Below are 25,609 nucleotides of genomic sequence, written 5' to 3'. Positions count from 1 at the left end.
AGGCTCGAGTCATGGCGATGGGAACGGATTACGCCGCGCAGGACTGCTCGCTCGCTCGCGCCCTGGAGATCGTGGGGGAGCGGTGGACACTGCTCGTCGTGCGGGACTCCCTGTTCGGTGTGCGCCGGTTCTCCGACTTCCAGCACCACCTCGGCATGTCGAAGGCGGTGCTGTCGCAGCGCCTGTCGGCCCTGGTGGACCACGGGTTGCTGAGCAGGGAACGAGTCGGTGGGCGTGAGGAATACCGTCCCACCGAGATCCTCGTCGACCTGTGGCCCGCGCTGCACGCGCTGACGGTGTGGGGTGAACGAGCAGCGCCCGCGCAGGACGGCCCCCGTCGGGTGTTCCGACACGAACCGTGCGGCGGTGAGCTCGACGATCACGGCAGCTGCCCGCAGTGCGGGACCGTGCCCGCTGCCGGTCGGGTCGTCATGTCGCCGGGGCCAGGTGTGACCGCGACCCCGCGGCCGAACACCGTGTCCCGCGCGCTCCGCGCACCTCGTCGGTTGCTCGAGCCGGTCAGGTGACGGCGACACCCGGCGCGAGGTGAAGGGGGGCGGTCGCGCGACGGCCCCCGGGGCCTCGCTCTATTCTGGACCGGGTCGGAAACACAGGTCCGCGACACGGTCGGTTGTCATGGGCGTCGAGAGTGGGGAACACATGACGGTGCCGTACGGCGATCGCGGCGATCTCGTCCGCACCATCGACGAGGACACTTCCGTCGATCAGCAGGCGTCGGCGCTCGGCAGCATCGCCGAGATGGCCCGCACTCTCCGCGGAACCCGTCGATCGGTGGACGACACGCTGACAGCCCTGGTGCGGTCGGCCACGCAGCTCATGCCCGGCGTCGATCATGCGTGCGTCACCGTGATGACCGGTGCGCGGCGCACCATCCACGCCCGCACCGACGACGTCGCCGCCGATCTCTGCCGCGTGCAGTTCGAACTGGGTGAGGGGCCCACCGAGAACGAGATCTGGCAGATCGACACCGTCGTGGCCGAGAATCTCGGCAGCGAGCGGCGGTGGCCCTCCTTCGCCGCGGCCGCGCGCGACAAGGGAATCGAGTCGATGGCGGCCTTCCGCCTCTACACCGATCCGTCGGCACGTGATCTCGGCGTGTTACTGCTGTTCAGCAGGACTGCCGACACCTTCGACGCCGATGCTCAGATGGTCGGATCCGCGCTCGCCGCCCACGGCGCGGTGGCGCTGCTCAGTGCCCGCGACGACCAGAACTTCCGGGACGGCCTCGCGAGTCGCGACATCATCGGCCAGGCCAAGGGCATCCTCATGGAGCGATTCGACGTCGATGCCGTGCAGGCCTTCACGATGCTCGCCCACATCTCCCAGTCCGAGAACCGCCCGCTGCGAGAGGTCGCGCTGTCTCTGATCGAGGAGTCGCATCCCACGAGGTCCGTCGAGGTTCCGCCCGTCGCGTGACGGCCCGCCGGAACTGCCCGTCGGAACTGCCCGTCGGAACAACGCGGTGCTCGCGGACGTTGTCGGAACAGAGTGTTACTGCGACAAGAGGAGACACCATGGCGGACAGCACACAGGTAGGTTCCACCACCGAGACGGCCATCCTGGCGGGTGGATGCTTCTGGGGTGTCGAGGAACTGATTCGCAAGCAGCCGGGCGTGCTCTCCACGCGCGTCGGGTACTCGGGCGGAGACGTGCCGAACGCGACGTACCGGAACCACGGCACGCACGCCGAGGCGGTCGAGATCGTGTTCGACCCGACCCGGACGACCTACCGCGACATCCTGGAGTTCTTCTTCCAGATTCACGACCCGTCGACGAAGAACCGTCAGGGCAACGACCGCGGAGTGAGCTACCGCTCGGCGATCTTCTACACCTCCGACGAGCAGAAGCGCGTCGCGCTGGACACGATCGCCGACGTCGACGCGTCCGGTATCTGGCCCGGAAAGGTGGTCACCGAGGTCACCGCGGCGAGCGAGTTCTGGGAGGCCGAGCCCGAGCACCAGGACTACCTGCAGCGGATCCCCAACGGATACACCTGCCACTGGGTCCGCCCCGACTGGAAGTTGCCGCGTCGGAACGCTGCGGTGAGCTGAGCCGTTCGATCATCGACGCCCGTCGTCCCCTCAGGGGCGGCGGGCGTTTCTCGTCAGCTCGATCGTCGCGGCACGGAGATCGTCGAGTGACGCCAACGGCGACGTGTAGCCGACTCGCGTGTAGGACACGCCTCTCGGTGTGGTGACCGTGATGTCGAGTCCGTAGCGGTCGGCGCCGGTGCACACAGCGGACGTCGCATCGGGGAATCCGCCGAATGCCGCGGTCATCGCGGTGAGTGCGTCCGCGTGGTCGGCGTTCAGGTGCTCCACCGCAGGCCCGCTCACCGGCCGTACCGGATCCGGTACGGCGGCTGCGTAGTCCGCCGCCGTGGCCGAGTCCATGCGGCCGTAGCCGCCCACCCATCTGACTCGGTCCACCGACAGGATCCAGACGGTGAAGTCGCTGTAGTCGATGTAGTACCGCGCCGCCGGGACGGCCGCCAGGTGCGCCTCCCGCGCAGCCTCGACGTCCGAGCCCGACGGCCGAAGCGCGGTGCCCGCCAGCGTGATACGTCCGCTCGCGAGCGGATCACTGTTCTCGCCCGGAGCGACGACGGACAGACTCACCCGTGGATCCGCCGCGAGATTGCGACCGTGCTCCGCCATGTGGGAGACGCACAGCACGGGGTTCCCGCCCAGGAGGCCGTACGTCACGTAGGACGCCCACGGATGTCCGTCGGCCGAGAGGCTCGCGAGCGTGGCCGTGTTGGTCGACGCGGCCACCGTGCGCGCCTCCTCCGCCGCGGACGGCCGGCGAGGGTGGGTGACGGGAGCGGTGGGCGTCGGCATCGACGGGGCGTCGCCGGGGTCGCCGTGATCGAGAGTGGCCATGGGCGAACACTACCGGCGCCCGGCGCCGACCGGTGGCGCCGGAATGCCCTAGCGGACGGGCGGTCGCAGCAGGAGGGCAGCGCCCGAACCGACACCGACCACCATGAACATCAGCAGCATGACGACGTTGGCCATCTCGTTCTCCGTCTTCCGGGCGGGTACGTCCACATCGCGACCCGTGTGGACAGTTCTTTACCCCCGGCCGTGTGACCGCAAACACTCACGCATGAGCGTGCATCTCCCACACCAGGATCTCGGCCGACGACGTCGTGTGGACGACATGTCCGCCGGTGTCGGTACCGCGGAGCGCGTCACCGTGACCGAGTGTTCCGATGCCGTCGATCTCGACGGTGCCGCGCGCGACGAAGAGGTGGAGGAACGGCGCGGTGGGGAGGGTGACGGGCGTGCCCGGCCGCAGCCGCGCCACGTGGAGCGCCGCCTTGCTCTGGCCCAGTCCGACGGCCGTGCCACCGCGGTCACGGTCGAGTCCCGACGCGACCGTGACCAGGCGGCCGGAGGCCAGTTCGCCTGCCGCCGCGTACTCCTCGTACCCGGGCGGCCGCCCGTTCTCGTCCGGCGGAAGCCACATCTGGACGACCCGCAGCGGTGTCCCGGCGGAATATCCGGCCCCGTTCCGCTCGGAGTGGACGACGCCGGAGCCCGCACTCATCCGCTGCGCCAACCCGGGCGTGATGGTCCCCTCGTTCCCGAGCGAGTCACGGTGCACCAGTGATCCGTCCAGCACCCAGGTCACGATCTCGACGTCGGCGTGCTGGTGGCTGTCGAATCCCTCGCCCGCGTCGACGGTGTCGTCGTTGTGGACGAGCAGCAACCCGTGCGCATTCGCGGCGAGATCGAAGTTGCCCGCCACGGGGAAGGACTGCCAGGAGTCCAGCCACTCGTTGCGCCAGTGGATTCGATCGGCAGCGGGTACGACGACGTCGGGCATGACACGCACAGTACCCGGGCACATCGACACTGCGACGCGATGTGATGACAGCTATCATCAGATGATGGTGGGACGACGGAGACCGTTGGCGGACCTCGCAGGCAAGGTGGTGGTGATCACCGGAGCCGGATCCGGCATGGGCCGCGCGTACGCGGCGGCCTACGCCGCACGCGGGGCGGTCCTCGCGCTCGGCGACATCGACGGCAACGCCCTCGCGGAGACGGTGACGAGCCTGCCCTCTGGCGGCACGGTGCTCACCGAGGTGTACGACGTGGCCGATCGCGACGCCGTCGCGGCCTTCGCCGCCCGCGTCGCCCGGGAGGTGGGCCCGGCGACCGTCGTCGTCAACAACGCCGGCATCGAGGGCGGTTTCCGGCCCGCCTGGCATCTCGACGACGCGTCCTACGACCGGGTGATGGCGGTCAATCTCGGTGGGGTGGTGCACGGGACGCGCGCCTTCCTGCCGCAGCTGATGTCGCGGCCGGCGGCTGCGCTGGTGAACGTGTCCTCCATCTTCGGACTGCAGGGGACGCCGAACCACACCGACTACTGCGCCAGCAAGTTCGCGGTGCGGGGATTTACCGAGGCCCTCGCGACCGAACTCGCCGGGTCCACCGTCTCGGTCCACGTGATCCATCCGGGCGGCGTGGCGACCAACATCTCGCGGGCCGAGGGATCCCAGCAGTTCGCAGCGAAGTACTACGCCACCTCGCCCGAGGCGGTGGCCGAGCGCGTGGTTCTGGACGTCGAGTCCGGACGGATGCGCATCGTCACCGGACACCTGTCGCGCCAGGTCGCCTTCGGGGCCCGGTTCCTGCCGCTCCCGCTCATGGTCCGGCTCGTCCGTCGCGACATGAACGACATCCTGGACCCCGGCGACTACGCCGACTGAGCCTCGGCGCCGGGCGACCGCAGGACCAGTGCCCACAGAGCGGCGACGACGGCCAGTGCGATGACGAACGCGGCCATGGCCGACCAGCCGTAGGCCTGATACACGACGCCGCCCGTCCAGCCGACGATGCTCGAACCGCCGTAGTAGAAGAGGTTGTAGAGCGACGCCGCCTGAGCGCGACCGTCCGTCGCGCGATGCCCGGTCCATCCGGACGCGATGGCGTGCGCGGCGAAGAATCCCATCGTGAACACCACCAGGCCGAGGAGTACGACGATCAGCGAGTGCGCGATCGTCAGGGCGACCCCGGCGATCATGACGCCCGTCGACCCGGCGAGCACCGCGGAGCGTCCGAACCGGCCGGCCAGCTGTCCGGCGACGCGAGACGAGACGGTTCCGCTGAGATAGGCGATGAAGATGAGGCTGATCAGCGACTGGGGGAGTCCGAACGGGGCTGCCTCGAGGCGGAAGCCCAGATAGTTGTAGACGGTGACGAAGCCGCCCATGAGCAGGAACGCCTGCCCGAACAGCGCGCGCATGCCGGGGTCCCGGAGGTGTGTGGTGACGCGTTTCCCCAGCCCCGGGCCGCCATCCCGCGCAGGGAGCGCGCGCCGCGGTGCGGGGGCGAGGCGCAGGAAGGCGATCGCGGCCACGGCGGCGATGATCGAGACCGTCAGTGTTCCGATGCGCCAGTTCGTGTACTCGGCGACGGGTCCGGCGACGATGCGGCCGAGCAGCCCGCCCAGCGTGGTGCCCGAGACGTAGGTGGCCGCGGCCACCGCGGTGTTCCGGCGGTGCACCTCCTCGCTGAGGTAGGCGATCGCGATGGCCGGCAGCCCGCCGAGGGCGGCGCCCTCCACGAACCGCACCGTCAGCAGCATCGGCAACGACGTGGAGAGCGGGACGACGAGGCCCAGGACGGTGGCCGTGACGATCGAGATGCTCATGGCACGCACCCGGCCGACGCGGTCGGCCACCACGGACCACGGCAGTACGGCGACCGCGACGCCGACCGTGGCGCAGCCCACCGCGAGCGAGGACTGCGACGGCGTGATCGAGAGGTTCGAGGCGATGAGCGGGAGGATGCCCTGGACGGAGTACAGCTGGGCGAAAGTGGCGACACCGGCGAGAAGCAGCCCGGCGACGAGCCTGCGGTACTCGCGGGACCCACGGGTGTGTCCGTCCCAGTCGGTGTCGGTCGCCTCGTCGATGGTCACGGGATCCGACGGTAGGCCGGACGCGACCTATTCGTCCAATGCATTGCATCTCGCACAATCATGATCGTGACGTATCGTTCGATTCATGCGTGAGGAAGCCGAGGCACTCCTGCCTCTGATCCCGACACTGCTCGCCGTGGCGGAGACCGAACACATCACCGAGGCGGCGCACGTCCTCGGCCTCCCGCAGCCGACGGTGAGCCGGCAACTCGCCCGCGCCTCGGCCGCGTTGGGAGTGGCGGTCGTCGAGCGTCGCGGTCGGGGCATCGCCCTCACGCCTGCGGGACGTGCACTGATGCCCTTCCTCGACCGGGCGGTCCGCGAACTCGAGGCCGGGCTCGACGCCATGACCGAGCAGGACGCCCGCACTCGTGGCCGCATCTCGGTCAGCTTCCAGAACACGGTGGGCGAGGGCGTGCTCCCGCTGCTCATCAAGCGCTTCCTCGCCAATCATCCCGCCGTCACGTTCACCCTCGACCAGGGCGCGCGGGCCCGGTGCCTCGACAGACTGGAGGACGGGAGCGCGGACCTCGCATTCGTGGCGCTCGGCACCGAACACGGCACCGACACGTCCTTCGGGCTGTACGACGAGAGGCTCGTGTTGGTCGTCCCGTCCGATCACCGACTGGCGGGCCGCCGATCGGTGGACCTCGTGGAAACGGCGGACGACCCGTACGTGGCGATGGAACACGGGTACGGCATGCGTTCTCTCTGCGAGACACTGTGGGCCGCTGCGGGAATGGCCCCGACCATCGCCTTCGAGGGGCAGGACATTCACACCGTGCGCGGGCTGGTCGGGGCGGGCCTCGGCGTCAGCGTCCTCCCTCGCACGACCACTCCCGCCGGCCCGCTGCCCACGGTCGACATCGCGGTGAACGACCCCGCGGCGCGGCGGCGCATCGGCGTGGTGTGGCCCGCACGCACCCTGCCGGCGCAGGCCCTCGCCTTCCGCGACATGGTGGTGCGGCGAGGGGCCGCTGTCCTGGCGCGCTGACGATCGGCCTCAGGAGCGAGCGCGACCGTCGGTTGCCATCCCGCGGTGCATCACCCGGTCGCCCACCACTCCGCTGTGGTCGGCCCGGTGCATGACGCACCGGTTGTCCCACAAGACGACGTCGCCCGGCTGCCACGTGTGCCGGTGCACGTTGTCCTCGGCGGTGGAGTGGTCGTAGAGGAACCGGACGGTCTCGGCGGTCTCGTCGGGCGACATTCCGCTGATCGACGCGCATCGCGCGGGAGTCGACAGGTAGAGCGAGCGCCGTCCGCTGATCGGATGGGTCGTCACGAGCGGATGCACTGCGGACGACTCGGCATCGTCGGCGAGATCGAGACCGGTCACGACGTGCGTGAGCGTGCGGTCGACGAGCTCGTCGCGAAGGTCGTCGGGCAGTGTGTCCCACGCGCGGTACTGGTTGCTGAAGACGGTCTGTCCTCCCTCCGACGGCACGGTGACCGCACGGAGCGAGGTGTACGCCGGTGGGTGTGCCACGTAGCTCGTGTCCACGTGGAAGGTGGAGCGCGGCGTCGTCGTCCGGCCGACATTGCTGATGACGTTGAGATCCGGGTGTCCGGAGACCGGTGTCTCGCCCTCGGTGAACACGAGGTCGCCGAACGCACGGAGGAACTCGGTGAAACGGTCGTCGTCGAGCGACTGCCCCCGGAAGACGACGACGCCGTGATCTGCTGCGAGGCGGCGTGTCTCGTCGATTCCCGCCGCGTCGAGGTCCTCCACCCGGACGTCCTCGACGTGTGCGCCGACGGGTTCGAGGGTGGTGTGTCGCATCATCGTGCTCCTTCGATCGAGAGTTCGCGCAGTCCTGCGGCGAACAGGTCCTCGAGACTGATTCCCGCGGCCGCAGCCATCACCGCGACCACGCTGCCCCGCGCGTAGGAGCAGTACAGGCCTGCCTCGAGAAACCACGGTCGACCGTCGGGGTCCACCCGGAAGTCGAAGAGGCTGTAGTGCCGACACCCCAGCGCTCGGTGGCACTCGAGGGCCACCGCGTGGATCCGCTCGGTGGTCGGATCGTCCTCGGGGACGATCCACGCCTTCGTGGCGTTCTTGGCCACCAGGTACAGCGCCCCGTCCTCGTCGCGGGACAACTTGTCCTCGCGTGTGCGGATCGGACGATCGTCCGCGTCCACGGCGTACTCCTCGAGCGGCAGGCACACCGGTTCACCGTCCACCACGACGATGCCGCAGCGCACCTCACGTCCCAACTCGACGTAGCGCTCCACCAGCACCCGGCGGGAGAACCGCGCAGCGTCCGCGAGCGCGTCGGTGTACTCGTCAGGAGTGCGCGCGAGCGACACCCCCACCGAGTTGTCGGAGTCCACCGGCTTGACGACCACCGGTAACGGGACGGGCGACCGCGTGCCTGACCGTGGTGCGTCCGGGGGCACGACGACGACGTGGCCCTCCGGCACCGGAACGCCCGCCGCAGCGACCACCGCTCGGGTCAGCGCCTTGTCCGCCGCGAGTGCCATCACGTCGGCGGTGTTGCCCAGCAGAGCGAGACCCACGACGTCGACCAGCGCCCGGTAGGACGTCATGCCGGGCAGGCAGAACATCTGCGGCACGACGACGTCGACACCCAGAGCCTCGATGTGACGCAGCGCGTCCGCGAGCGACAGAGGCGGAGCCCCCGCCACCGCGTCGTCGGTGAGATCGACCGGGAAGCGCCACGTGCGGTCGGGCGAGACCAGTGCGACGTGGAACTCGTACCGTGCGGGATCGGCGAGCGCGGACAGCGCGTCCGAGGCGTACACCCGCGACAGGTCCGAATGGAACTCGTCCTCGGCGGACCCCGCGAGGTGCAGCACGGTCACCCGTGCGGTCGGGTGGACGAAAGCCGTGTCGTCAGTCACCGCCGGCCTCCACGAGTTTGCCGATGTTGAAGTCGATGCGGCTCCACGAGCGACCGGCGCGAAGGTTCGCCCAGATCAGCGACGGCATGTGGAGGTGGTGAAGCATGAAGTAGGGCAACGGATCCCACCGCGTGAACACCGCGTCCTTCCCGGTGGCGATGGTGCGTGCGCGGGCGAGGCGGCCAGGCTGGGTGAGCAGCCGCCAGATCTCGTGGTAGATCCAGTAGGTCGGCCGGGCGGACGGGAGCGGCGTGATGACGGGGTGCCCGTCGTCGAGGTACGCAGCCGCCACGTCCGGGTGATCGTGGAACATGGTGATGGCCGAATGCGTTCGCGGATTGCACTCGATGGCGTAGGCGTGGCCGTCCGCCGCCTCGATGAAGTCGAAGGACACCTGGCCCGTGAGCCCGAGCTCGCCGACGAAATGCTCCACCCACGACCGGATCTCGGGCTTGTCCACCATGGCGTAGTTGATCTGGAACGCCGACGACTCGCAGCACCCGTACACCTGCACGCGCCCGTTGCGGACAGTCGAGTGGGTGCAGTACTCCTGACCGGTGACGAACTCCTGCATGATCCACGGATCCTCGTCCGAGATGTCGAGCCCGGAGACGAACGCGGCATTCGCCGCGCGGTCCCGTCCCGTCAACGGCGTGAGGTCCATACGACCCACCGGGTTGTACGCGATGCGCTTGAGGATGTAGGTACGGCCGTCGGGGAAGTCGAAGTCCTCGACCTGCCGACGGTCGGTGACGAGGTGTGATTCCGGCACGCGCAGACCGAGCGACTCCGCGACCTTCGAGAACTGCACCTTGTCGTCGAGCATGCGCACGGTGGCCGAGTCGACGTGGACGACGTCGCACCGCCCGTCGAGCAGACGACCGACCTCGGCGTCCGGCACGCTGGACGCCGGACTCGACACCGGCACGAACACGTCCGCTCTCTCGCTCAGCACGATGTCGGCGATCGCGCGCGCATATCCGGGTTCCGACGCCTCGGGGACGGTGTGGAACACGTCCACCGCTCGGGAGAACCGATGCGCGGTGTACCGGTACTTGGCCGATTCGACCAGTACCACCCGGTGGCCGGCGCCGTGGAACGATCTCGCGAGTTGCAGCGCCTTGGTCATCTTGCCGCCGTTGATCACGACCGTCCTACGCTGTGCGGCAGGCGAACCGGGTGCCGTGCGCGGTCGGGCGAGCGCCGCCAGGACGGGCACGAGGTCGAGCGGGGCGGTGACGAGCGAGCCGGCGAGGACCGCCACGGACCGGCCGACGCTCGTCACGACGCGCTCGATCGACGGATGAGCGTCAGTCCGTCCCGCAGCGGGACCAGGACCTGCTCGACGCGGGAGTCCGCCGCCACGGCGCGATTGAACTCCGCGATGGCGGAACCGTTGTCCGACATGGCCGTACCGAGGTACGGCTCGGCCTGCAGGAGTGTGTTGTCGACGGCGACCACGGCGTCCGGCGTCAGCAGCTCGGAGTCGAGAAGCGCCGTCAGGTATCCGAGGTACCCGGCCTTGTCGGCATCGATGAACACCAGGTCGAACCGGCGTCCCTCGTCGGCGAGACGGGTGAGGGACTCCGCCGCAGGACCGACGAGAATCTCGATCGCGTCGCCTGCCGACGACGCGTCGAAGCACTGTCGGGCGAACGCCGCGACGGGTTCATCCAGTTCACAGGCGACGATGCTTCCGCCGGGTGGAAGTGCCTCGGCCATGGCGAGAGCGGAGTACCCCGTGAACATGCCGATCTCGAGGACCGACGTGGCGCGGGTCATCCGCACGAGGAAGTCGAGGAAACGTCCCTCGACGTGGCCGGACAGCATCTCCTGCTCGAGCGCGCTGCCGGACCATTCCGCGGATCGGGTGCGTGCGGCCAGATCCGCGAGAGCGGGTGATTCCGGGGTGGTGCACTCGTCCAGGTACGCGTCGAGGCCCGCGATCACGTCACGCGCACGCCGAGCGCGGCCGAGAACGGCTGCCGGGACCCCGAGGTCGTCGAGGTCCCGGCACAGCTCCGTCAGCTCGGCCGCGGCGATGGTGGTCGGTGTGACCGGCCGTGCATCACTCATCGTGGGACGAACCGACCGCGACCTCCGGTTGCGGCGCGGTGAACATGTCCACGCCGTCGCCGTCGCGGTCGTGCTCGAGGCAGATCTTCTTGTGCAGGGTGAGCGTGTCCGACAGCTCGTCGACGGTCACGTCGTTCAGGAATTCGCAGGACCCGATGGGCGCCGGCACCGCCGCGCGGAGAATCCCGTCTCGGGTCTTGAGGATGGACGACGTGGCCTCGGCGAGCAGGTCGGCCGTCAGGTACGAGCTGTCGAGCGCGAGCCCGATCCCGCTCATGACGCCGAGCACGCGGTCGCGGTCGTCGGCCGTGATGTGGCCGCGCTGCTCCGCGAGGGTGGTGGACAGCGCCATGTCGATGTTGATGGCGTGTCCGTGGAAGAACGGCGCGGGCGGGGTGAGCTCGAGCGTCGGACTCCAGGTGTGGCCGAAAGCGATCACGCGATCGAGGTCGATCTCGTGGAGGTTGGGCGCTTCCAGGTCCAGCATGGTCGCGATGGCCTTGTAGGTGAGGCGGTCGGCGATCTCGCGCAGTTCCGCGGTGCCGTCGAGGTGACCGAAACGCGTCGCGAGCAGCTCCGGGCCGTGCTTCTCGAGCATCTCGAAGATCTCGAGATTGCCCACGACGGAGATCTTGATGAGTTCCGCCATGCCGTTGCGGACCTGGTCCTCCGGCAGGGTGCCCAGGAAACTGAAGTCCAGCAACACCTTCTGCGAGGCGTGGTACGCGCCCAGACGGTTCTTGTGCTTGCCGTAGTTGACGGCGACCTTGATGCTGACGCTGGCGTCGATGAGACCGATCAGCGTCGTCGGGATGCGGATGTACGGCGTGTTCCGGCGGTAGCTGGCGCACGCGAAGCCGGCGACGTCCGTCGTGAGTCCGCCGCCGACGACCAGGACGGGCTCGGTACGCACCAGGCCGAAGCGATCGAACTCGCCCACGATCCGCTCGAAGGTCTCGATCGACTTCGCCGTCTCGCGGATCTGCACCGGGACGATGGTCAGCGCGATGTCGTGATGGCGGAAATAGGTGTGGATCGCGTCGCCGTACAGCGCGAGGACGCTGTCGTCCACCACCATCAGGCAGCGGCCGTACGGCCGGTAGCTGTCCGCGAGCTCTGTGTTCGCGGTGTCGAAGACGCCGTCGACGTACACGAGGTCGTACTCGATCTTCTCGTATCCCTCGACGTGGAAGGTGCGATCGTCTGCGGTGACACGTGCCTGGAGGTTGCTCACTACTTCTCTCCCGAGGAAAACGGTTCGCGAGCATCGCGCTCGACGGGTGAACCGGGGTTGGCGTGGATGTGACTCGACAGGGTGTGGAGTCGACCGGTGAAGGTCACTGTCGAGCCGTCACCAGAGATTCGATGCGAGCGGGGTCGAGGGATTCGACCGTCTCCGATGCCGAGGAGAAGTCGCTGCCGGCCGTGTTCTCGTTCGGGAACGCGACGCAGGTGATGTCGGCTGCGGCTGCGGCGGCCACACCACCGGCGTTGTCCTCGATCGCGACGCAAGCGGAGGGCTGTTCGCCCAGCTTGTCGAGGGCGAAGGCGTAGGACGCGGGGTCGGGCTTGCCCTGCTCGACGTCGTCCGCGTCGACGAGGACGTCGAAGGAGTCGCGAGTGACCTCGGGGGACAGCGCCTCGAGCACGGCGTCGACGTTCTCCTTCGACGTGGTCGTGACGAAGCCGAGCTTGGCGCCCGACTTCTTCGCCGCGGCGATGGTGTCCACGACGCCGGGTCGCGGGCTCACACCGGCCGAGGAGAGGAGGGACCGGAAGATCTCCGACTTGGTCGCGTGCACCGCGGAGGCGTCGACCTCGACGCCCTCGGACGCCGCGAAGTCCTCGATCCGGTTCGCGCCGCCGTTGGAACCGAGCATGGACCGGTAGTCGTCGCGTGACCAGTTCCAGTCGAGCCCGTGCGAGGAGAACGCCTCGTTGAAGGCGCGTCGCTGGAGCTCGGACGTGTCGGCGAGAGTGCTGATGGAGCCGAAGAGGATGGCAGACATCGGTGTCCTTCCGTGGACCGGCCCGACGCTGTGCTGCGCCGAGGCCCGAGGCGACGGATGACCCGTCGCGAATGATGGTGGGGGAGTTCGCGGTCGAAATGCCGTGCACGAAGCTGGTCCAACAGTACAGTAATGAACATTTAGTTCAATAGGTCTGTACCCGACATTCGCGTAACTTCAACCCTCGAACTTCGATGCCAGAATTTCGAAGCCCGAATTTCGAAGCACAGCGACCGAGGAGGTGAGTGACGCGATGAGTGATACCCCGTCGGACGAGAACGGAATCGGAACAGAGCCCGACGCCGTGGCAGAGGACGCCCGCGTCGCTCGCACACGCGCGGACGTCTCGCGCGCCGCGCTCGAGGTGCTGACAGGCGAGGGGTGGGAGGCGGTGACCCACGCGCACGTCGCACGGGTGGCCGGTTACTCCAAGACCACGCTGTACACGCACTGGCCGTCCCGTTCCGACCTGCTCACCATGGCTCTCGAGGCGATCGGCGACATGCCGCATCACGACCTGGTCGGCGACGTCCGCACGGACCTGATCGGTGAGCTGCGGATGCTCCGCGACGCCATCGCCACGCAGCGCCTCGATCGCGTGCTCATGGCCATGGCGCAGTGGGGGGCCACCGTCGCCGAGATCGGCCGGGTGCGCCGCCGCATCGTCGACGACGGCGAGAAGCACACTCGGCAGATGCTCGGTGCGGTGATCCAGGGCCCGGAGCTCGAGGCGGCGGTGTCCATGCTGTCCGGCTCCGTGGTCTGCCCGACGCTGATGTACGGGACGCTGCCCGACGACGCCACCATCGAGGCCGCCGTCGACATCCTCCTTCGGGGCATCGAACTTAGGGGCAACGAACTTAGGGGCAACGAACTTCGGGGCAACGAACGCTGACTCAGCGGCTGCTGTGCACCAGGTCGGCCAGGGACTGCCGCGACTGCGCGGACTCGGCCAGTGCCGCCGTCAGTTCCTCCCATGCGCGCTGGACGCGGAGTTCGTCGTGGGCGAGGCGTGCGCGGGCGCGAGCCACGCGCCGGTGCTCGGCGTCGCGGGTGAAGGTCGCGTGTTCCTGCCGTCGGACGAGCAGGAACACGTCGGGATCGGTGGGATACATGCGTGCGTCCTCGAGTCGTGGTCGGTTCGATGTCGGCCGGCCTCCGGCCTTCCCGGTGGTCGGTTCGCACCACTGAAACACCCGAGAGGGGACCGCGTCGACCGAATTACTCGGGCTCTGCCGCACCGACCACCGCGGCGAGGAACCGGGCGGTCCCGTGAACGAGATCGGTTCTGTCCGCTCGGTATCCGTCCATGAGCCAGGTCATGGCGGTGTGGCTGATGCCGCCGACAGCGGCGGTGGCCAACCTGTCGAGGGAACTACCGACGGCAATGTTCGGCGTGTGGCGGCCGAGGAGCCCCACCATCAGCTCACCGAATCCGTGCATCGTGTCGAGATACGTGCGGTCCACCCGCGGGCTCACCCCCAGCACCTCGAGCCACACGATCCGTGCGAGCTCACGGTCCTCCACGGCGCGGAAGAAGCCGTCGAGGCCGTGACGCGAGAGCGTCAGCGGGTCCGTCCCGGCGGGCAGGTCGTCGACCGCCGCCGTGGTGGATCGGGTCAGTGTGGCGATGCACTCGCGGTACACCTCGACCAGGAGGTCCTCGAGAGTGGGGAACAGCTCGTAGAAGTAGCGATCGGCGACATGCGCGTCACGACAGATGCCGCGCACCGTCGACGCTCGGAAACCCACCGATCCGAAGGACGCGCGCCCCGCGTCGAGCAGTTGGCGCCGGCGACGAGCCGTGCGCTCCTCGGCGCTCTCCCCGCCGTAGGTACGTGCGGGCGATGGATCGGTCACGCCACCATTCAACCGGTCGACGCGAGACCGCGCGCCGTTCCCCCGTCCACGGCGACGCAGTGCCCACCCGATCGCTTCGCCCGGTACATCGCGGTGTCGCCCCGATCGACGAGTTCGGTGAGAGTGGCCGACAGGCGCCGGCGATCGTGCAGCAGGGCGGTCGTGCTCGCCATCGCGAGCCCGACACTGGCGGTGACCGCCGGCCCCGGGATCCTCTCCGCCACCGCGTCGCGGACGGCGCGGGCGGCCCGCAACGCCGCGAGCGCGTCGTCGTACAGATCGAAGACGAGGAACTCCTCGCCGCCGTGGCGTGTGACCACGGCGGTGGGTCCCGCTGCGCGCACCAGGCTGTGTCCGACGCGCACCAGCACCTCGTCGCCGACGTTGTGCCCGAGTTCGTCGTTGATCGCCTTGAACTTGTCGAGGTCGAGCACGATCACGGCAGCCACCGGGTGGGCAGCGGCGGCGCGGGTGGTCGTGGAACGCATGTCGTCGGCGAGGAGCATCAGTCGGGACTCGAGCCCCCGGCGGTTGCTGAGGCCTGTGAGCGGATCGGTCAACGACTTGTCCGCGTCGACGCGGATGAGATGGACACCCAGCTCGATCACGAGGGGGACCACCACGCCGACGACGGTCAGCATGATCGCCTTCGCGACGGCGATGGTGAGGTCGTACTCGGGATCGAGCGCGACCTTCACGGCGAGGACCGTGATGGAGAACGCGCACCACAGGACGTGCACGAGTAACACTCGTGGCCCCAGCAGGAAGGTTGCGTAGGTCCCGAGGAGCACCAGGAGTCCGGCGCCGCTCAGACCCGCGAGCGAACTCGAGTCGAGGAAGCAGACCACGGCGATGGCGATGTCGGCGTAGGCGAAGAAGACGACGGACTCGCGGAAGGACGGCCAGTGCGCGACGTTCCAGCGCACGGCCCAGCCGATTCCGCCCACGATGGTCACGACGACGACCGCGCGGTCGACGAGACCCTGCGCCCCGGACGGCGATCCGAGCGACAGGATCGCGATGGCCGTGACGACGAGGGTGAGGCAGGAGATCAGACCGCGCATCCATCGCGCGAGACCGCGCGACTCCACGAACAGCCGCAACTGCTGCGTGTCACGCTGGGCGGTCCAGCATTCCCGGAGCAGCGCGGCGAGCGTCATGCGTCGGAACGATACCCGTGACAACGGACACTGGTGGTGCTGATGACCAGTGTGGGGGTCACAAACGGGGAAATAGCCGAATCAGTGCTCTCGACGTTCGAGCCGCGCGACGAGCGTCCGGATCGTCCGGTCCTTCTCCAGCACGAGATCGGACAGCGGGTTCGCTATCCCGCGCATCGCCGAATAGGCCCGCCACCGTCCCGGAAGCTGGATCCGTGCTGCTCGTCGCTCGATACCGTTCACCGCTCCCGCCGCGAGAGCCTCGGGGGAGATGGGCGTGAGAAGGGGTGCGGGGAAGGCTCGCGCCACCAGAGCGGTCGCGATGTCGTCGGCGCCGAAGGCCACGTCCGCGATGGGGGTCGCGACCCACCCCGGGTACAGGACTCCCGTGGTCGCGCCCGTGTGAGCGAGCTCGGCACGCAGGGCGCGACCGATCTGCTCCACCGCGGCCTTGGTCGCGGCGTACGGAGCGTTCGCCAGGCCGTTGAGATAGGCGTAGGTCGACGACGTGATCAGCACGTGGCCGCGGGCGGCGACGATGTCCGGCAGTGTCGCCCGGATCGTGTTCCACACGCCGTTCAGGTTGACCGAGACGACACGCTCGAAGACCCCGTCGGGAACGGTCGCCACGGTGTACGCGGTGTCGCCGCTCGAGATGCCCGCGTTGGCGTGCACCACGTCGATCCCGCCGAACCGGTCGTGGACGGTGGCGACGGCCGCACTGAGTTCGTCGGGAGACGTCACGTCCACGCGGAGGGCGATCGCCCGGTCGCCCAGGGCACGAGCGACGTCGTCGACGGACGGAGCGACGTCGAGCAGCGCGACCGCGGCGCCGCGGGAGACGAGTTCGCGTGCGACGGCGGATCCGATGCCGCCGCCGGCCCCCGTCACGACGGCCACGCGCCCGTCGAGGCGGAGCCGCGGGGATCTCCGGAACATGCCCGTGGTGCCGGAGGTCATGACGCTGCCACTGCCTCGGTGTCGGTCGACGCGGGCCGCAGGACGTGGTCGTCGTCCCGGAACGAGCCGGCCAGTCTGCGGTAGGTGAAGCTGAAGCCGGGGAACATGGCGATCACGCGTCCGGACGCGGACTTGTACCAGCTCGTGCAGCCACCGTTCTGCCACACCGTGCGTGTCATCTCGTCGTGGATCATCGCGGTGTAGCGCTCCTCGGCGGCGCGGGTGACCTCCACCGTGCGCGACGACGTCCGCCGAGCGTGCTCGATGGCCGACATGATGTACCGCATCTGGGCCTCGATGACGAAGATGGCGCTCGTGTGGCCGATCCCGGTGTTCGGTCCGGTGACGATGAACAGGTTCGGGAAGTCGGGGACGGTCGTGCCCAGATAGGCCCTCGGGTAGTCGGACCACACGTCGCGGAGCGCGGTGCCGTTCCGGCCGATGACCGGGTAGGAGATGACGCCGTCGGTGGCGTCGTATCCGGTGGACCACACGATCACGTCGAGGGGGATCTCGCGCCCCGTCGCGGTGGTGATGCCGGTGGGGGTGACTTCGGCGATGCCGTCGTCACGGTCGTGGAGCGTCGTGTTCGCCGAGCTGATGGCGGGATACAGCGTGTTGGACAGGATGATCCGCTTGCACCCGATCGTGTAGTCCGGTGTCAGCCTGGCCCGGAGATCGGGGTCCGCCACCTGGTCGCGGAGCAGGTTCCGTGCGTGACGCTCGGCGAACAGCCAGAGGCCGACCTTCGAGTACTTGAAGCCGATGATCCGGGCCTCGAGCTTCCAGTAGATGGCCGCGCGCAGTGCTCGACGCACGAAGCCCACCCGCAGGGCACGGCGTTCCCAGGGTCGAAACTTCCGATCGGGTCGGGGCATCACCCAGTGCGGGGACCGCTGGAAGACGTGGAGCTCGCCCACCTCGGGCTGAACGGCCGGGATGATCTGCGCCGCGCTCGCACCACTGCCGACGATGGCGACACGCGCGCCGGCGAGGGGGACGTCGTGGTCCCACGCGTTGGTGTGGAACTGGGCGCCCGCGAAACTCTCGCGACCCGGGAAGGGCGGAACGACAGGGGTGCTGAGCGGCCCGGTCGCGTTGACCACGAACTGCGCACGATAGTCACCCGCTGTGGTCGTGACGTGCCAGGAGTCGTCGACCCACTCGATGCGCTGCACCTCGGCGCCGAGCACGGTGAGATCGTCGAGACCGTGCTTGTCCACGACGTGGCGGGTGTAGTCCTCGAGCTCGCTCTGCACCGCGAACATCTGCGACCAGTCGTACGGCTCGGACGCGATCGAGTAGAGCGGGCTCTGCACGTCGACGGCCGCTCCGGGGTAGGAGTTCTGCCGCCAGGTTCCGCCGGCGAACTCGCGTCGTTCCAGGACGACGATGTCGTCGATGCCGCGACGCAGCAGTTCGATGGCGGCGCACTGCCCACCGAACCCGCTGCCGATGATGACGACCGTGACGCTGCGCATCGCGCTCCCGAGTGGTGGGGCGCCCGTTCACGGACACCGCGGCAAGTGATGACAGCTATCATCACACCACATCTGGTGTACTCCGGGGAACGGATCCACCCACCCATTCACCCGACGAGGGGTTCCATGCCTGACGTGTCGCTGTCCGCACCGCTGACGTTGCCCAACGGACAGGTCCTGCCGAACCGGATCATGAAGTCCGCGCTCAGCGAAGCGCTGGGTACCCGTGACAACGCCCCGGACGAGAGACTGTCGCGTCTCTACCGCCGCTGGGGCGATGGTGGCTACGGGCTCCTCGTCACCGGGAACGTCATGGTCGACCACCGGCATCTGGGCGAGCCCGGCAACGTCGCGGTCGCGGACGGACGCGACCTGGACGCCCTCTCCCGCTGGGCGAAGACGGCGCAGGACGGTGGCAGTCCGATCTGGATGCAGATCAACCACCCCGGCCGTCAGGGCAACCCGGTGACGACGGTCGGCGGCACCCTGGCGCCGTCCGCGGTGGGCCTGGACATCCCCGGGATCCCGGCGCCCCGCGCGGCCAGCGGCGCGGAGATCGAGGACATCCTGTCGCGGTTCGCGACGACGGCCGCGGTGGCCGAGGAGGCGGGGTTCGACGGAGTGCAGATCCACGCCGCCCACGGTTATCTCGTCAGCCAGTTCCTCTCGCCCCTGACGAACCTGCGGACCGACGAGTGGGGCGGCGACATCGAGGGCCGCGCGCGTTTCCTGCTCGAGGTGGTGCGACGAGTACGGGCCGCCGTCTCCCCGGGCTTCGCCGTCGGCATCAAACTCAACTCGGCCGACTTCCAGCGCGGCGGTTTCAGCGAGGACGAGTCCCGTGAGGTGGTCTCGATGATCGGTGATCTGCCGGTCGATCTCCTCGAGATCAGCGGCGGCAGCTACGAGTCGCCCGCGATGATGGGCACCGCGGTGTCGGCCAGTACGGCGTCGCGCGAGGCGTACTTCCTCGACTACGCCGTCACGGTGCGCGACCTCGCTCCCCACATCCCGCTCGCCGTGACCGGTGGGTTCCGCACGCGCGACGGAATGTCGGACGCGGTGCGGTCCGGTGCGTGTCAGATGGTGGGACTCGGCCGCCCGACCGCCGTCCTGCCCGGAGCGGCACGGGACGTTCTCGACGGCACCGTCAGCGTACTGCCCAGCCCGTCCATCTCCGTTCCGGTGCCGGCCCGCTTCGCGACCCACCGCTCGGTCCGGTCGCTGGGGGGACTGCTCGATCTGCAGTGGCACACCGATCAGTTGCATCTGATGGGAGCCGGCAAGGATCCGGATCCGGCTCGGCCCGTGGCGAAGACGATGCTGTCGTCGTTGCAGCGCAACGGGATCGACGCTTTCACCGCGGCGCGGCGAGGATCCGGTGGCGGTGCGAGCTCCCCCGTGGGGACGGTGTTCGCGCTCGCACGCCATCGGATCCTCGATCCCGCCGTCCGGCTCGTTCGGTCACGCACCGGACGCTGATCGGCTGTCAGAGCGTCGGGATCAACCCCAGCGCCTCGAGATCACGCACGTACTTCGCGACGAGATCGCGCGACAGGTGCGGGATGTCGTCGATGTCCGCCAGTGCCGACCCCGGTGTCGACGTGTCGCGGACCGCGGCACGGAACACCTCGGCCGGCAGGGGTGACCCGGCGGTCGGCAGGTCCGGCCGCGCGTAGGCGTGCCGCAGCGGTAGCACCGAGGCGGACCGCTGCGCCGACGGCAGGGACTCGAGCGCGTCGGAGAACTCGGCGAACCACGTGTCGTAGTCGGCGATGCGCCGAATCGTTCTGCCGGACTGGATGATCCAGTCGACGACGGTGTCGAGAGAGATGCCGTCGTCGTGCGGATTGAGCACGTCGAAAGTCCGGTGTCCCGACGTCGCGCTGCCACCGAGCTCGGTGATCGCCGCTGCGGTGAAATCGGCGGGGAGTCCGTCGTAGTGTGCGCGCGGCCGCCCTGCATCGTCGACGGGTGCGCCCGTGTCCTGCCGGTAGAACGTCTCCGGGGCGATTCCGGTGGCGATCAGCGACAGCACCGTGCGGGTGAAGATGTCCGGGACGTTGAGCTGACCGGTCCACCGGGGGTGCGCCAGGATCATGTCCGAACGGAAGACGGTCACGGGGAGTCCGAAGGCGTCGGAGGCGTTGCGCAGCACCACTTCACCCGCCCACTTGGAGGTGCCGTATCCGTTGGCGTACGACTCGTCGAGGGCGCGGACCGGACTGATCTCGCGGATGTCGCCGTCCTCGGAGAAGGCCTCGACTTCCGCCGCGACGGCCACGGTGGACAGGTAGGTCACCGGCTTGAGGTGATGCGTCAGGGCGAGCCGGGCGATCTCGGCGGTGCCGATCACGTTGGGGCCGAACAACTGCTCGTACGGCAGCGCGTGATTGACGAGCGCCGCGGGATGCACGATGCGGTCGACCCGCTCGGCCAGCGACGCGTACTCCTCGTCGCTCACGCCCAGGTTCGCCTCGCCCACGTCGCCGACGACGACCTCGAGCGCGGTGTCGGCCAGCGTCGTCCACCGCGACCACAGGGCCGGGTCGCCGGTGTCGAACGCGGTGTCGAGACGGGCACGAGCGTCCGCCGCGGTGCGTCCGCGCACGAGGCACACGACGGTGCCGCCGACCGCGGCCTGGCGTTCGAGCCACTCCAGGCACAGGAAGCGCCCGAGGTATCCGTTGGCGCCCGTGAGCAACACGGTCCGGGTGTCGGTGCGCACCGGTCCCACGTCAGCCGCGGACGAGAGGAACTCGTCGCCGAGGACGGCGCTCAGCGTCAGCTGATCGGCACGGGCCTGCGTCGCGTGCGCTCCGTGCACCGAGGCGAAGGTCGCGGCTCCCGTGGCATCCGCGTCGCCGCGTCGCCGCTCGATGTGGGTCGCGATCGCCGCGAGGTCGGACGACGGCGCGATGACGACCGTGACGGGGACGTCCACCTCGAAGATGTCCTGCAGCAGGGTGGCGAACGTCAACGCGGACAACGAGTCACCGCCGAGGTCGGTGAAGTGCGCATCGGGTGAGACCTCCGTGCCGGCGCATCCCAGCAACGCCGCGGCGGCCTCGCCGACGGTCTCCAGGACGGGTGCGTCGGCGCCGCGGCGGCGTAGTTCGCTCATCTTCGCCGTCTGGCCCTCGTCGATCTCGCGGTACCTGTCCTCGAGCGCCTCGCCGTAGCGCGCCGTCAGAGCGGGACGCAGCTGCTTGTTCGCTCCCGAGAGCAGACCGTTCTCCTGCGTGAAGGGCTCCGCGGCCAGGACGATGTCGCGCGGAACCTCGTAGGACTCGAGCTGCTCCTCGCGCGCGAGGGCCTGCAGGGAGTCGAGCACGGTGGCGGTGTCGGCTCCGTCGGCGGGCACGACCACGGCGAGGAGGTAGGACCGCTCGCCGCTGCCGTGCAGATGGATCTGGTCGACGGCGTCGGCGGACGCGTAGATCGACTCCAGGCGCGAGAGGGCGACGAACTCGCCCTGCGCCAGTTTCAGCACGTTCTTGCGGCGATCGACGTACACGAGATGGTCCGGCTCCGTCTCCGCGACCACGTCCCCGGTGCGGTAGAAGCCGTCCGCACTGAACATCTCGGCCGTCACGTCCGGCCGCTTGTAGTAGCCGGGCACGAGGGAATCGGTCTTGAGGAGAAGCTCACCGCGCGGGTAGGGGCGGTCGGTCACCGCGTACCCGAGCTCCGGAACGTCGTCGAGGCGGTACTCGAGCACCGGCGGCCGCTGGACGACGCCGTCGAACAACACCATGCCGGCCTCGGTGGAGCCGTAATTGTTCTGCACCGTCGTGTCCAGGAGTTCGGAGACGAAGTCGATGACCTCGGGGGAGGTCGGCGCGGTACCCACCACTGCGGAGAGGATGCGGCCACCGAGAGTGGTGGATCGCATGTCCTCGAGGACCTCGGCGCGGACGGCGTCCGCGCTCTCGCCGGTGCGGTGCGCCCGGGTCTCGATGCGTCCGAGGGCTGTCTGACGCAGTAGATCGCACACGCGGGGAACCAGCATGGCCACGGTCGGCCGGGCGAGTGCGTAGTCGTCGAGAAGCGTGGACAGATCGCTCGAACTCGCGAAGTACACGATGCCGCCGGCTGCCAGGGTCGTGAACACCACCGCGCGCCCGGCGAGATGGCTCATGGGCAGGTAGTCCAGCGTGATCGCACCGGGTCGCCCGGCCTCGTCGGACTCCGCGCTCTGGTCGTACCAGTGGGACGTCGACCACAGGCGCGAGACGATGCGCTGGGTGTGGATGGCGCCCTTCGGGGTCCCGGTACTGCCGGAGGTGTAGATCAACGTGGCGATCCGGTCGGGATCGACGGCCTCGGGGCCGGCGAGCCGGGGGAGAGTGCGACCGCGTGCGATCGCCTCCCGCAGTGTCTCGATCGCGAGCACCGTGCCCGGTGCGGATCGTCGAGCCTCGGCGAGACGGTCCTCGTCGTCGTTCACACGGTCGTCGTGGTCGAGGACGACGATGCGGCGGATGCTCGGGCACGCGGCGGCCACAGCCGTGGCGGTGGACAACTGTTCGTTGTCGACGACGAGTGCGACAGGCTCGACCTCGGCGGCGATGTCGGCGAGGCGTCCGGGAGCGGCGCCGGACTGGAGGGGAACGGCAACGGCACCGGTCCGGACCGTCGCCAGTTCGGCGACGACGTAGTCGGCACCGGCGAATCCCAGGGTCGCGACGAAGGTGTCCGGAGTGGCGACGTCGCCGAGTGCGGTCGCGAGATCGAGGGCATCGGACCACAGCGATCCATAGGTGATGGTGTCCATGCGCTGCTGGAGCCGACGCACCCGGCGACCGTCGTCCGCGGGCTCGACGTCGTACGCCCGGCGACCCAGCGCGGGCCGGTCTGCGTAGCGGTCCATGACCACCTCGACCATGGCGTGCAGATCGGGCGTCAGGTCCGCCACCTGTGCCGACACCGCGGGATCGGCGGCCGCGGCGCGCACCTCGGCGTCGGTGTCGAACAGGTGTGCCGCGCGGGCGGCGACAGCGTCGGTCCGTGTGTCTCCTGATGTGATGGTGCTGGTCATGCTGTGTTTCCCCCTCTGATCGACGTCGCGCGGTCCCCGTCGCGCGTTATATCGTTACTCGAAGTAAGAGTAAGCCCTCGCGGACCTCCGGAAACGTGATGTGCGACATAGCGTGCCCGAGATGTCCGGTGCGCCAGAAACTTCCGGGTCCGCGGTGCCGCGATCGATCGAGCGCAGGCGCGGTGCGGGATACTGGGGAAGTGCCGGAGAAGATGCCGACGTCCAGGGTGGCCCGGGGCGCCGAGGTGGGTCGCCTCGTCGCGGGTCGCACGGCGCGCAACGCCACCATGCGAGTACGCATGGCGGGTCGCACCGAGGAACTGCGTGCCGCCCTCACGGCGAAGGAGGCGGTCCGCTCGGCCGAGCGGCTGGTGACCGTCCTGGGCGGTCTCCGCGGAGCGGCGATGAAGCTGGGCCAGATGCTGTCGATGCTGGACCTGTCGTTCGTCCCCGACGAGCACCGCGACGAGTTCCACCGCAAGCTCGCCGAGTTGCAGAGCCGCGCGCCCACCGTCTCGTTCGACGACGTGCGCACTGTGATCGAGGCGGATCTGGGCGAGTCGATCGAGTCGCTCTACGCCGAGTTCGACGAGAGCCCGTTCGCCGCCGCGTCGATCGGTCAGGTGCATCGTGCCCGCTTGCACGACGGCCGGGAGGTGGCCGTCAAGGTGAAGTACCCCGGTATCGACGACGCGGTGCGGGCCGACCTGAAGAATCTGTCGTTCTACGTCAAGCTGTTGCCGGCGTCGATCCCGATGCTGTCCTCCCGTGCCGTCGTCGACGAGTTGCGCCGAAACCTCGAGGCGGAACTCGACTACCCGGCGGAGGAGCGGACGCAGCGCCGCGTCGCGGCACTGTATCGGGAGCACCCGCACTTCTTCATCCCGGACACCGTGCCGGAGCGGTGCGGCGCGGCGGTCCTGACGACCGAGTTCGTCGACGCGGTGCCGTTCGACGAGATCCGTGCGATGTCGGCGGAGGTGCGAGACCGGGTGGGTGAGACGGTGTTCCGCTTCTACATCGGGTCTCTGCACACGCTCGGCGAGTTCTGCGGTGACCCCCATCCGGGCAATGTCCTGCTGGCTCGGGACGGGCGCGTCACCTTCGTCGACTTCGGTCTGTACCTGCGGATGAGTCCGGCGGACGTCCGTTTCGAGAGAGAGTGCCTGCGAGCGGCGATCGAGGGGCGCGGAGACGATCTGCTCATCGCCATGTCCGCGCGGGGGATTCTCGACCCCGGCGCCGCCGTGACGGCGAGCGATTGTCTCGACTACGTCTGCGCAGCAGCGGAACTCAGTCTGAACGACGGGTCGGTCACCGTGACGCCAGAGATGGCGGGGGCGTGTTTCGTCCTCGCCGTCGACCCGCGATCGGGCAGTTTCGGCACCATGACCAAGCAGTGGTTGCCGCCCGAGCACGTCTTCTCCCGTCGCGCGGACTTCCTGACGTTCGGCATCCTCGGGCAACTTCGTGCCACCGCGAACTGGGGGCGGATCGCGCGCGAGTGGTTGTACGACGAACCGCCGAGCACCGCCATGGGTGTGGACATCGCCGCATGGCAGCCCCCGCCCGCGTGAGGGAACGCATCCTCGCGGCGGCGGTGCGACGCCTCGAGCTCGGTGGTTTCGACGGCGTGACCATCAGTTCCGTGGCCGACGAGGCCGGTGTCTCCCGCCCGACGGTGTACGCGCACTTCGGTACCCGCGACGCCCTGGTGTCGGACGCGTTGCAGGACGTGAGTTCGCGTGTCATCGGGTCCGTCGTGTCCGCGGTCGGCGAGCGGGAGTCGGTGTCCGAGTTCGTCGTCGAGGCCATGGTCGCCGCGCGTGCGGCGTTCCGGTCGTCGCCGGCGTTGGCGCCGCTGGTGCATCCCGGCCGTGGAACGGTGATCTACGACGGATCCGCCTTCGGGATCGACGCGCTGAGCCTGACCCGGTCCTTCCTCACGCCTCTGGTGGGAGCGCCCGCCGAGGCCGGCGGCGACCTCGACGAAGTCGCCGACCTCTGCATCCGCATGTTCCTGTCCGTGGTGCAGTTCGACAGCGAGGCGACCCGCTCCGACGACGCGCTCCGGGGCTATCTGCGCCGCCGCCTCGTGCCGGTCCTCGACCTGCCCGGCGCGTGACCCACCCGGCCGAGACCCTCCCGGACTTGACAATCTTTACGGGTATGTCAAAGGTGTAAACCCTCCGGGGG

24 protein-coding genes are annotated in these 25,609 nt (G+C 69.1%); 9 read left to right on the top strand and 15 right to left on the bottom strand.

Annotated features, from left to right (window positions below):
* Positions 1–11: 11 nt before the first annotated feature.
* The 3 genes from OG947_RS04120 (at position 12) to msrA (ending at position 2,072) form a co-directional block, all read left to right on the top strand.
* Positions 12–527: a winged helix-turn-helix transcriptional regulator gene (locus OG947_RS04120; RefSeq protein WP_328813173.1), complete on the top strand. Its 516-nt coding sequence runs from the start codon at positions 12–14 to the stop codon at positions 525–527.
* A gap of 109 nt (positions 528–636) precedes the next feature.
* A complete protein-coding gene (locus tag OG947_RS04115; protein WP_261782120.1) occupies positions 637–1,437 on the top strand; it encodes a GAF and ANTAR domain-containing protein in 801 nt (266 codons plus the stop codon).
* Positions 1,438–1,535: 98 nt separating this feature from the next.
* Entirely contained in the window at positions 1,536–2,072 is a 537-nt protein-coding gene (gene msrA, locus OG947_RS04110; protein WP_328813172.1) for a peptide-methionine (S)-S-oxide reductase MsrA, read from the top strand.
* A 30-nt stretch (positions 2,073–2,102) separates the two neighbouring features.
* Here the strand turns inward: msrA and OG947_RS04105 are convergent, their stop codons facing one another.
* Together OG947_RS04105 and OG947_RS04100 are read right to left on the bottom strand one after the other, a co-directional pair.
* A complete protein-coding gene (locus tag OG947_RS04105; RefSeq protein WP_328813171.1) occupies positions 2,103–2,903 on the bottom strand; it encodes a HugZ family pyridoxamine 5'-phosphate oxidase in 801 nt (266 codons plus the stop codon).
* A 220-nt stretch (positions 2,904–3,123) separates the two neighbouring features.
* Positions 3,124–3,852: a pirin family protein gene (locus OG947_RS04100; protein WP_307095196.1), complete on the bottom strand. Its 729-nt coding sequence runs from the start codon at positions 3,850–3,852 to the stop codon at positions 3,124–3,126.
* A gap of 85 nt (positions 3,853–3,937) precedes the next feature.
* Between OG947_RS04100 and OG947_RS04095 the strand changes: the two genes are divergently transcribed.
* Complete coding sequence (locus tag OG947_RS04095) at positions 3,938–4,744, top strand: SDR family NAD(P)-dependent oxidoreductase (RefSeq protein ID WP_328813170.1); 807 nt, start codon at positions 3,938–3,940, stop codon at positions 4,742–4,744.
* On the opposite strand, the gene OG947_RS04090 is transcribed toward OG947_RS04095, so the two are convergent.
* Entirely contained in the window at positions 4,732–5,958 is a 1,227-nt protein-coding gene (locus tag OG947_RS04090) for an MFS transporter (RefSeq protein ID WP_222638250.1), read from the bottom strand. The two genes, OG947_RS04095 and OG947_RS04090, sit on opposite strands and share 13 nt — an antisense overlap.
* Before the next feature lie 85 nt (positions 5,959–6,043).
* Between OG947_RS04090 and OG947_RS04085 the strand changes: the two genes are divergently transcribed.
* Complete coding sequence (locus OG947_RS04085) at positions 6,044–6,952, top strand: LysR family transcriptional regulator (RefSeq protein WP_328813169.1); 909 nt, start codon at positions 6,044–6,046, stop codon at positions 6,950–6,952.
* 9 nt (positions 6,953–6,961) lie between these two features.
* On the opposite strand, the gene OG947_RS04080 is transcribed toward OG947_RS04085, so the two are convergent.
* From OG947_RS04080 to OG947_RS04055, 6 genes are all read right to left on the bottom strand, one after another.
* Entirely contained in the window at positions 6,962–7,744 is a 783-nt protein-coding gene (locus OG947_RS04080; protein WP_328813168.1) for a TauD/TfdA dioxygenase family protein, read from the bottom strand.
* On the bottom strand, positions 7,741–8,826 hold the full coding sequence (locus OG947_RS04075; protein WP_328813167.1) for an ATP-binding protein: 1,086 nt from the start codon (positions 8,824–8,826) through the stop codon (positions 7,741–7,743). Before OG947_RS04075 ends, OG947_RS04080 begins: the two co-directional genes overlap by 4 nt.
* Entirely contained in the window at positions 8,819–10,111 is a 1,293-nt protein-coding gene (locus OG947_RS04070) for an ATP-grasp enzyme (RefSeq protein WP_307095187.1), read from the bottom strand. Before OG947_RS04070 ends, OG947_RS04075 begins: the two co-directional genes overlap by 8 nt.
* A complete protein-coding gene (locus OG947_RS04065; protein ID WP_328813166.1) occupies positions 10,108–10,902 on the bottom strand; it encodes an O-methyltransferase in 795 nt (264 codons plus the stop codon). The genes OG947_RS04070 and OG947_RS04065 overlap by 4 nt, the downstream gene beginning before the upstream one ends.
* Positions 10,895–12,136 carry a sedoheptulose 7-phosphate cyclase gene (locus tag OG947_RS04060; RefSeq protein ID WP_027504001.1) on the bottom strand — a complete coding sequence of 414 codons (1,242 nt, stop codon included), beginning with the start codon at positions 12,134–12,136 and terminating at the stop codon, positions 10,895–10,897. The genes OG947_RS04065 and OG947_RS04060 overlap by 8 nt, the downstream gene beginning before the upstream one ends.
* Positions 12,137–12,239: 103 nt before the next feature.
* Positions 12,240–12,911 carry an HAD-IA family hydrolase gene (locus tag OG947_RS04055; RefSeq protein WP_027504000.1) on the bottom strand — a complete coding sequence of 224 codons (672 nt, stop codon included), beginning with the start codon at positions 12,909–12,911 and terminating at the stop codon, positions 12,240–12,242.
* Between the two features lie 253 nt (positions 12,912–13,164).
* Between OG947_RS04055 and OG947_RS04050 the strand changes: the two genes are divergently transcribed.
* Positions 13,165–13,806, top strand: a complete 642-nt coding sequence (locus tag OG947_RS04050; RefSeq protein ID WP_328813165.1) for a TetR/AcrR family transcriptional regulator — start codon at positions 13,165–13,167, stop codon at positions 13,804–13,806.
* A 1-nt stretch (position 13,807) separates the two neighbouring features.
* Here OG947_RS04050 and OG947_RS04045 read toward each other — a convergent pair whose 3' ends face one another.
* The 5 genes from OG947_RS04045 to OG947_RS04025 all read right to left on the bottom strand — a co-directional run bounded on the left by OG947_RS04045 (position 13,808) and on the right by OG947_RS04025 (position 18,372).
* A complete protein-coding gene (locus OG947_RS04045; protein ID WP_027503999.1) occupies positions 13,808–14,026 on the bottom strand; it encodes a hypothetical protein in 219 nt (72 codons plus the stop codon).
* 106 nt (positions 14,027–14,132) lie between these two features.
* Entirely contained in the window at positions 14,133–14,771 is a 639-nt protein-coding gene (locus tag OG947_RS04040; RefSeq protein WP_328813164.1) for a TetR/AcrR family transcriptional regulator, read from the bottom strand.
* A gap of 8 nt (positions 14,772–14,779) precedes the next feature.
* Entirely contained in the window at positions 14,780–15,931 is a 1,152-nt protein-coding gene (locus tag OG947_RS04035; RefSeq protein ID WP_222638245.1) for a GGDEF domain-containing protein, read from the bottom strand.
* An 81-nt stretch (positions 15,932–16,012) separates the two neighbouring features.
* On the bottom strand, positions 16,013–16,891 hold the full coding sequence (locus OG947_RS04030; RefSeq protein WP_328813163.1) for an SDR family NAD(P)-dependent oxidoreductase: 879 nt from the start codon (positions 16,889–16,891) through the stop codon (positions 16,013–16,015).
* On the bottom strand, positions 16,888–18,372 hold the full coding sequence (locus OG947_RS04025; protein ID WP_328813162.1) for a flavin-containing monooxygenase: 1,485 nt from the start codon (positions 18,370–18,372) through the stop codon (positions 16,888–16,890). Before OG947_RS04025 ends, OG947_RS04030 begins: the two co-directional genes overlap by 4 nt.
* Positions 18,373–18,498: 126 nt before the next feature.
* On the opposite strand from OG947_RS04025, the gene OG947_RS04020 reads away from it, so the two are divergent.
* On the top strand, positions 18,499–19,854 hold the full coding sequence (locus tag OG947_RS04020; protein WP_328813161.1) for an NADH:flavin oxidoreductase/NADH oxidase family protein: 1,356 nt from the start codon (positions 18,499–18,501) through the stop codon (positions 19,852–19,854).
* Between the two features lie 7 nt (positions 19,855–19,861).
* Here the strand turns inward: OG947_RS04020 and car are convergent, their stop codons facing one another.
* Positions 19,862–23,413, bottom strand: coding sequence for a carboxylic acid reductase (gene car / locus OG947_RS04015; protein ID WP_328813160.1), 3,552 nt, complete (start codon positions 23,411–23,413; stop codon positions 19,862–19,864).
* A 200-nt stretch (positions 23,414–23,613) separates the two neighbouring features.
* Here car and OG947_RS04010 point away from each other — a divergent pair, with 200 nt between their 5' ends.
* On the top strand, positions 23,614–24,990 hold the full coding sequence (locus tag OG947_RS04010; RefSeq protein WP_027503994.1) for an ABC1 kinase family protein: 1,377 nt from the start codon (positions 23,614–23,616) through the stop codon (positions 24,988–24,990).
* Positions 24,969–25,538: a TetR/AcrR family transcriptional regulator gene (locus OG947_RS04005; protein ID WP_037183905.1), complete on the top strand. Its 570-nt coding sequence runs from the start codon at positions 24,969–24,971 to the stop codon at positions 25,536–25,538. Before OG947_RS04010 ends, OG947_RS04005 begins: the two co-directional genes overlap by 22 nt.
* Positions 25,539–25,609: the final 71 nt, after the last annotated feature.

The sequence above is a fragment of the Rhodococcus sp. NBC_00297 genome (assembly GCF_036173065.1).
Classification (GTDB): Bacteria; Actinomycetota; Actinomycetes; order Mycobacteriales; family Mycobacteriaceae; genus Rhodococcoides.
The sequence above is the reverse complement of the archived record's forward strand: the minus strand, read 5'-3'. Positions and strand labels throughout refer to the sequence as shown.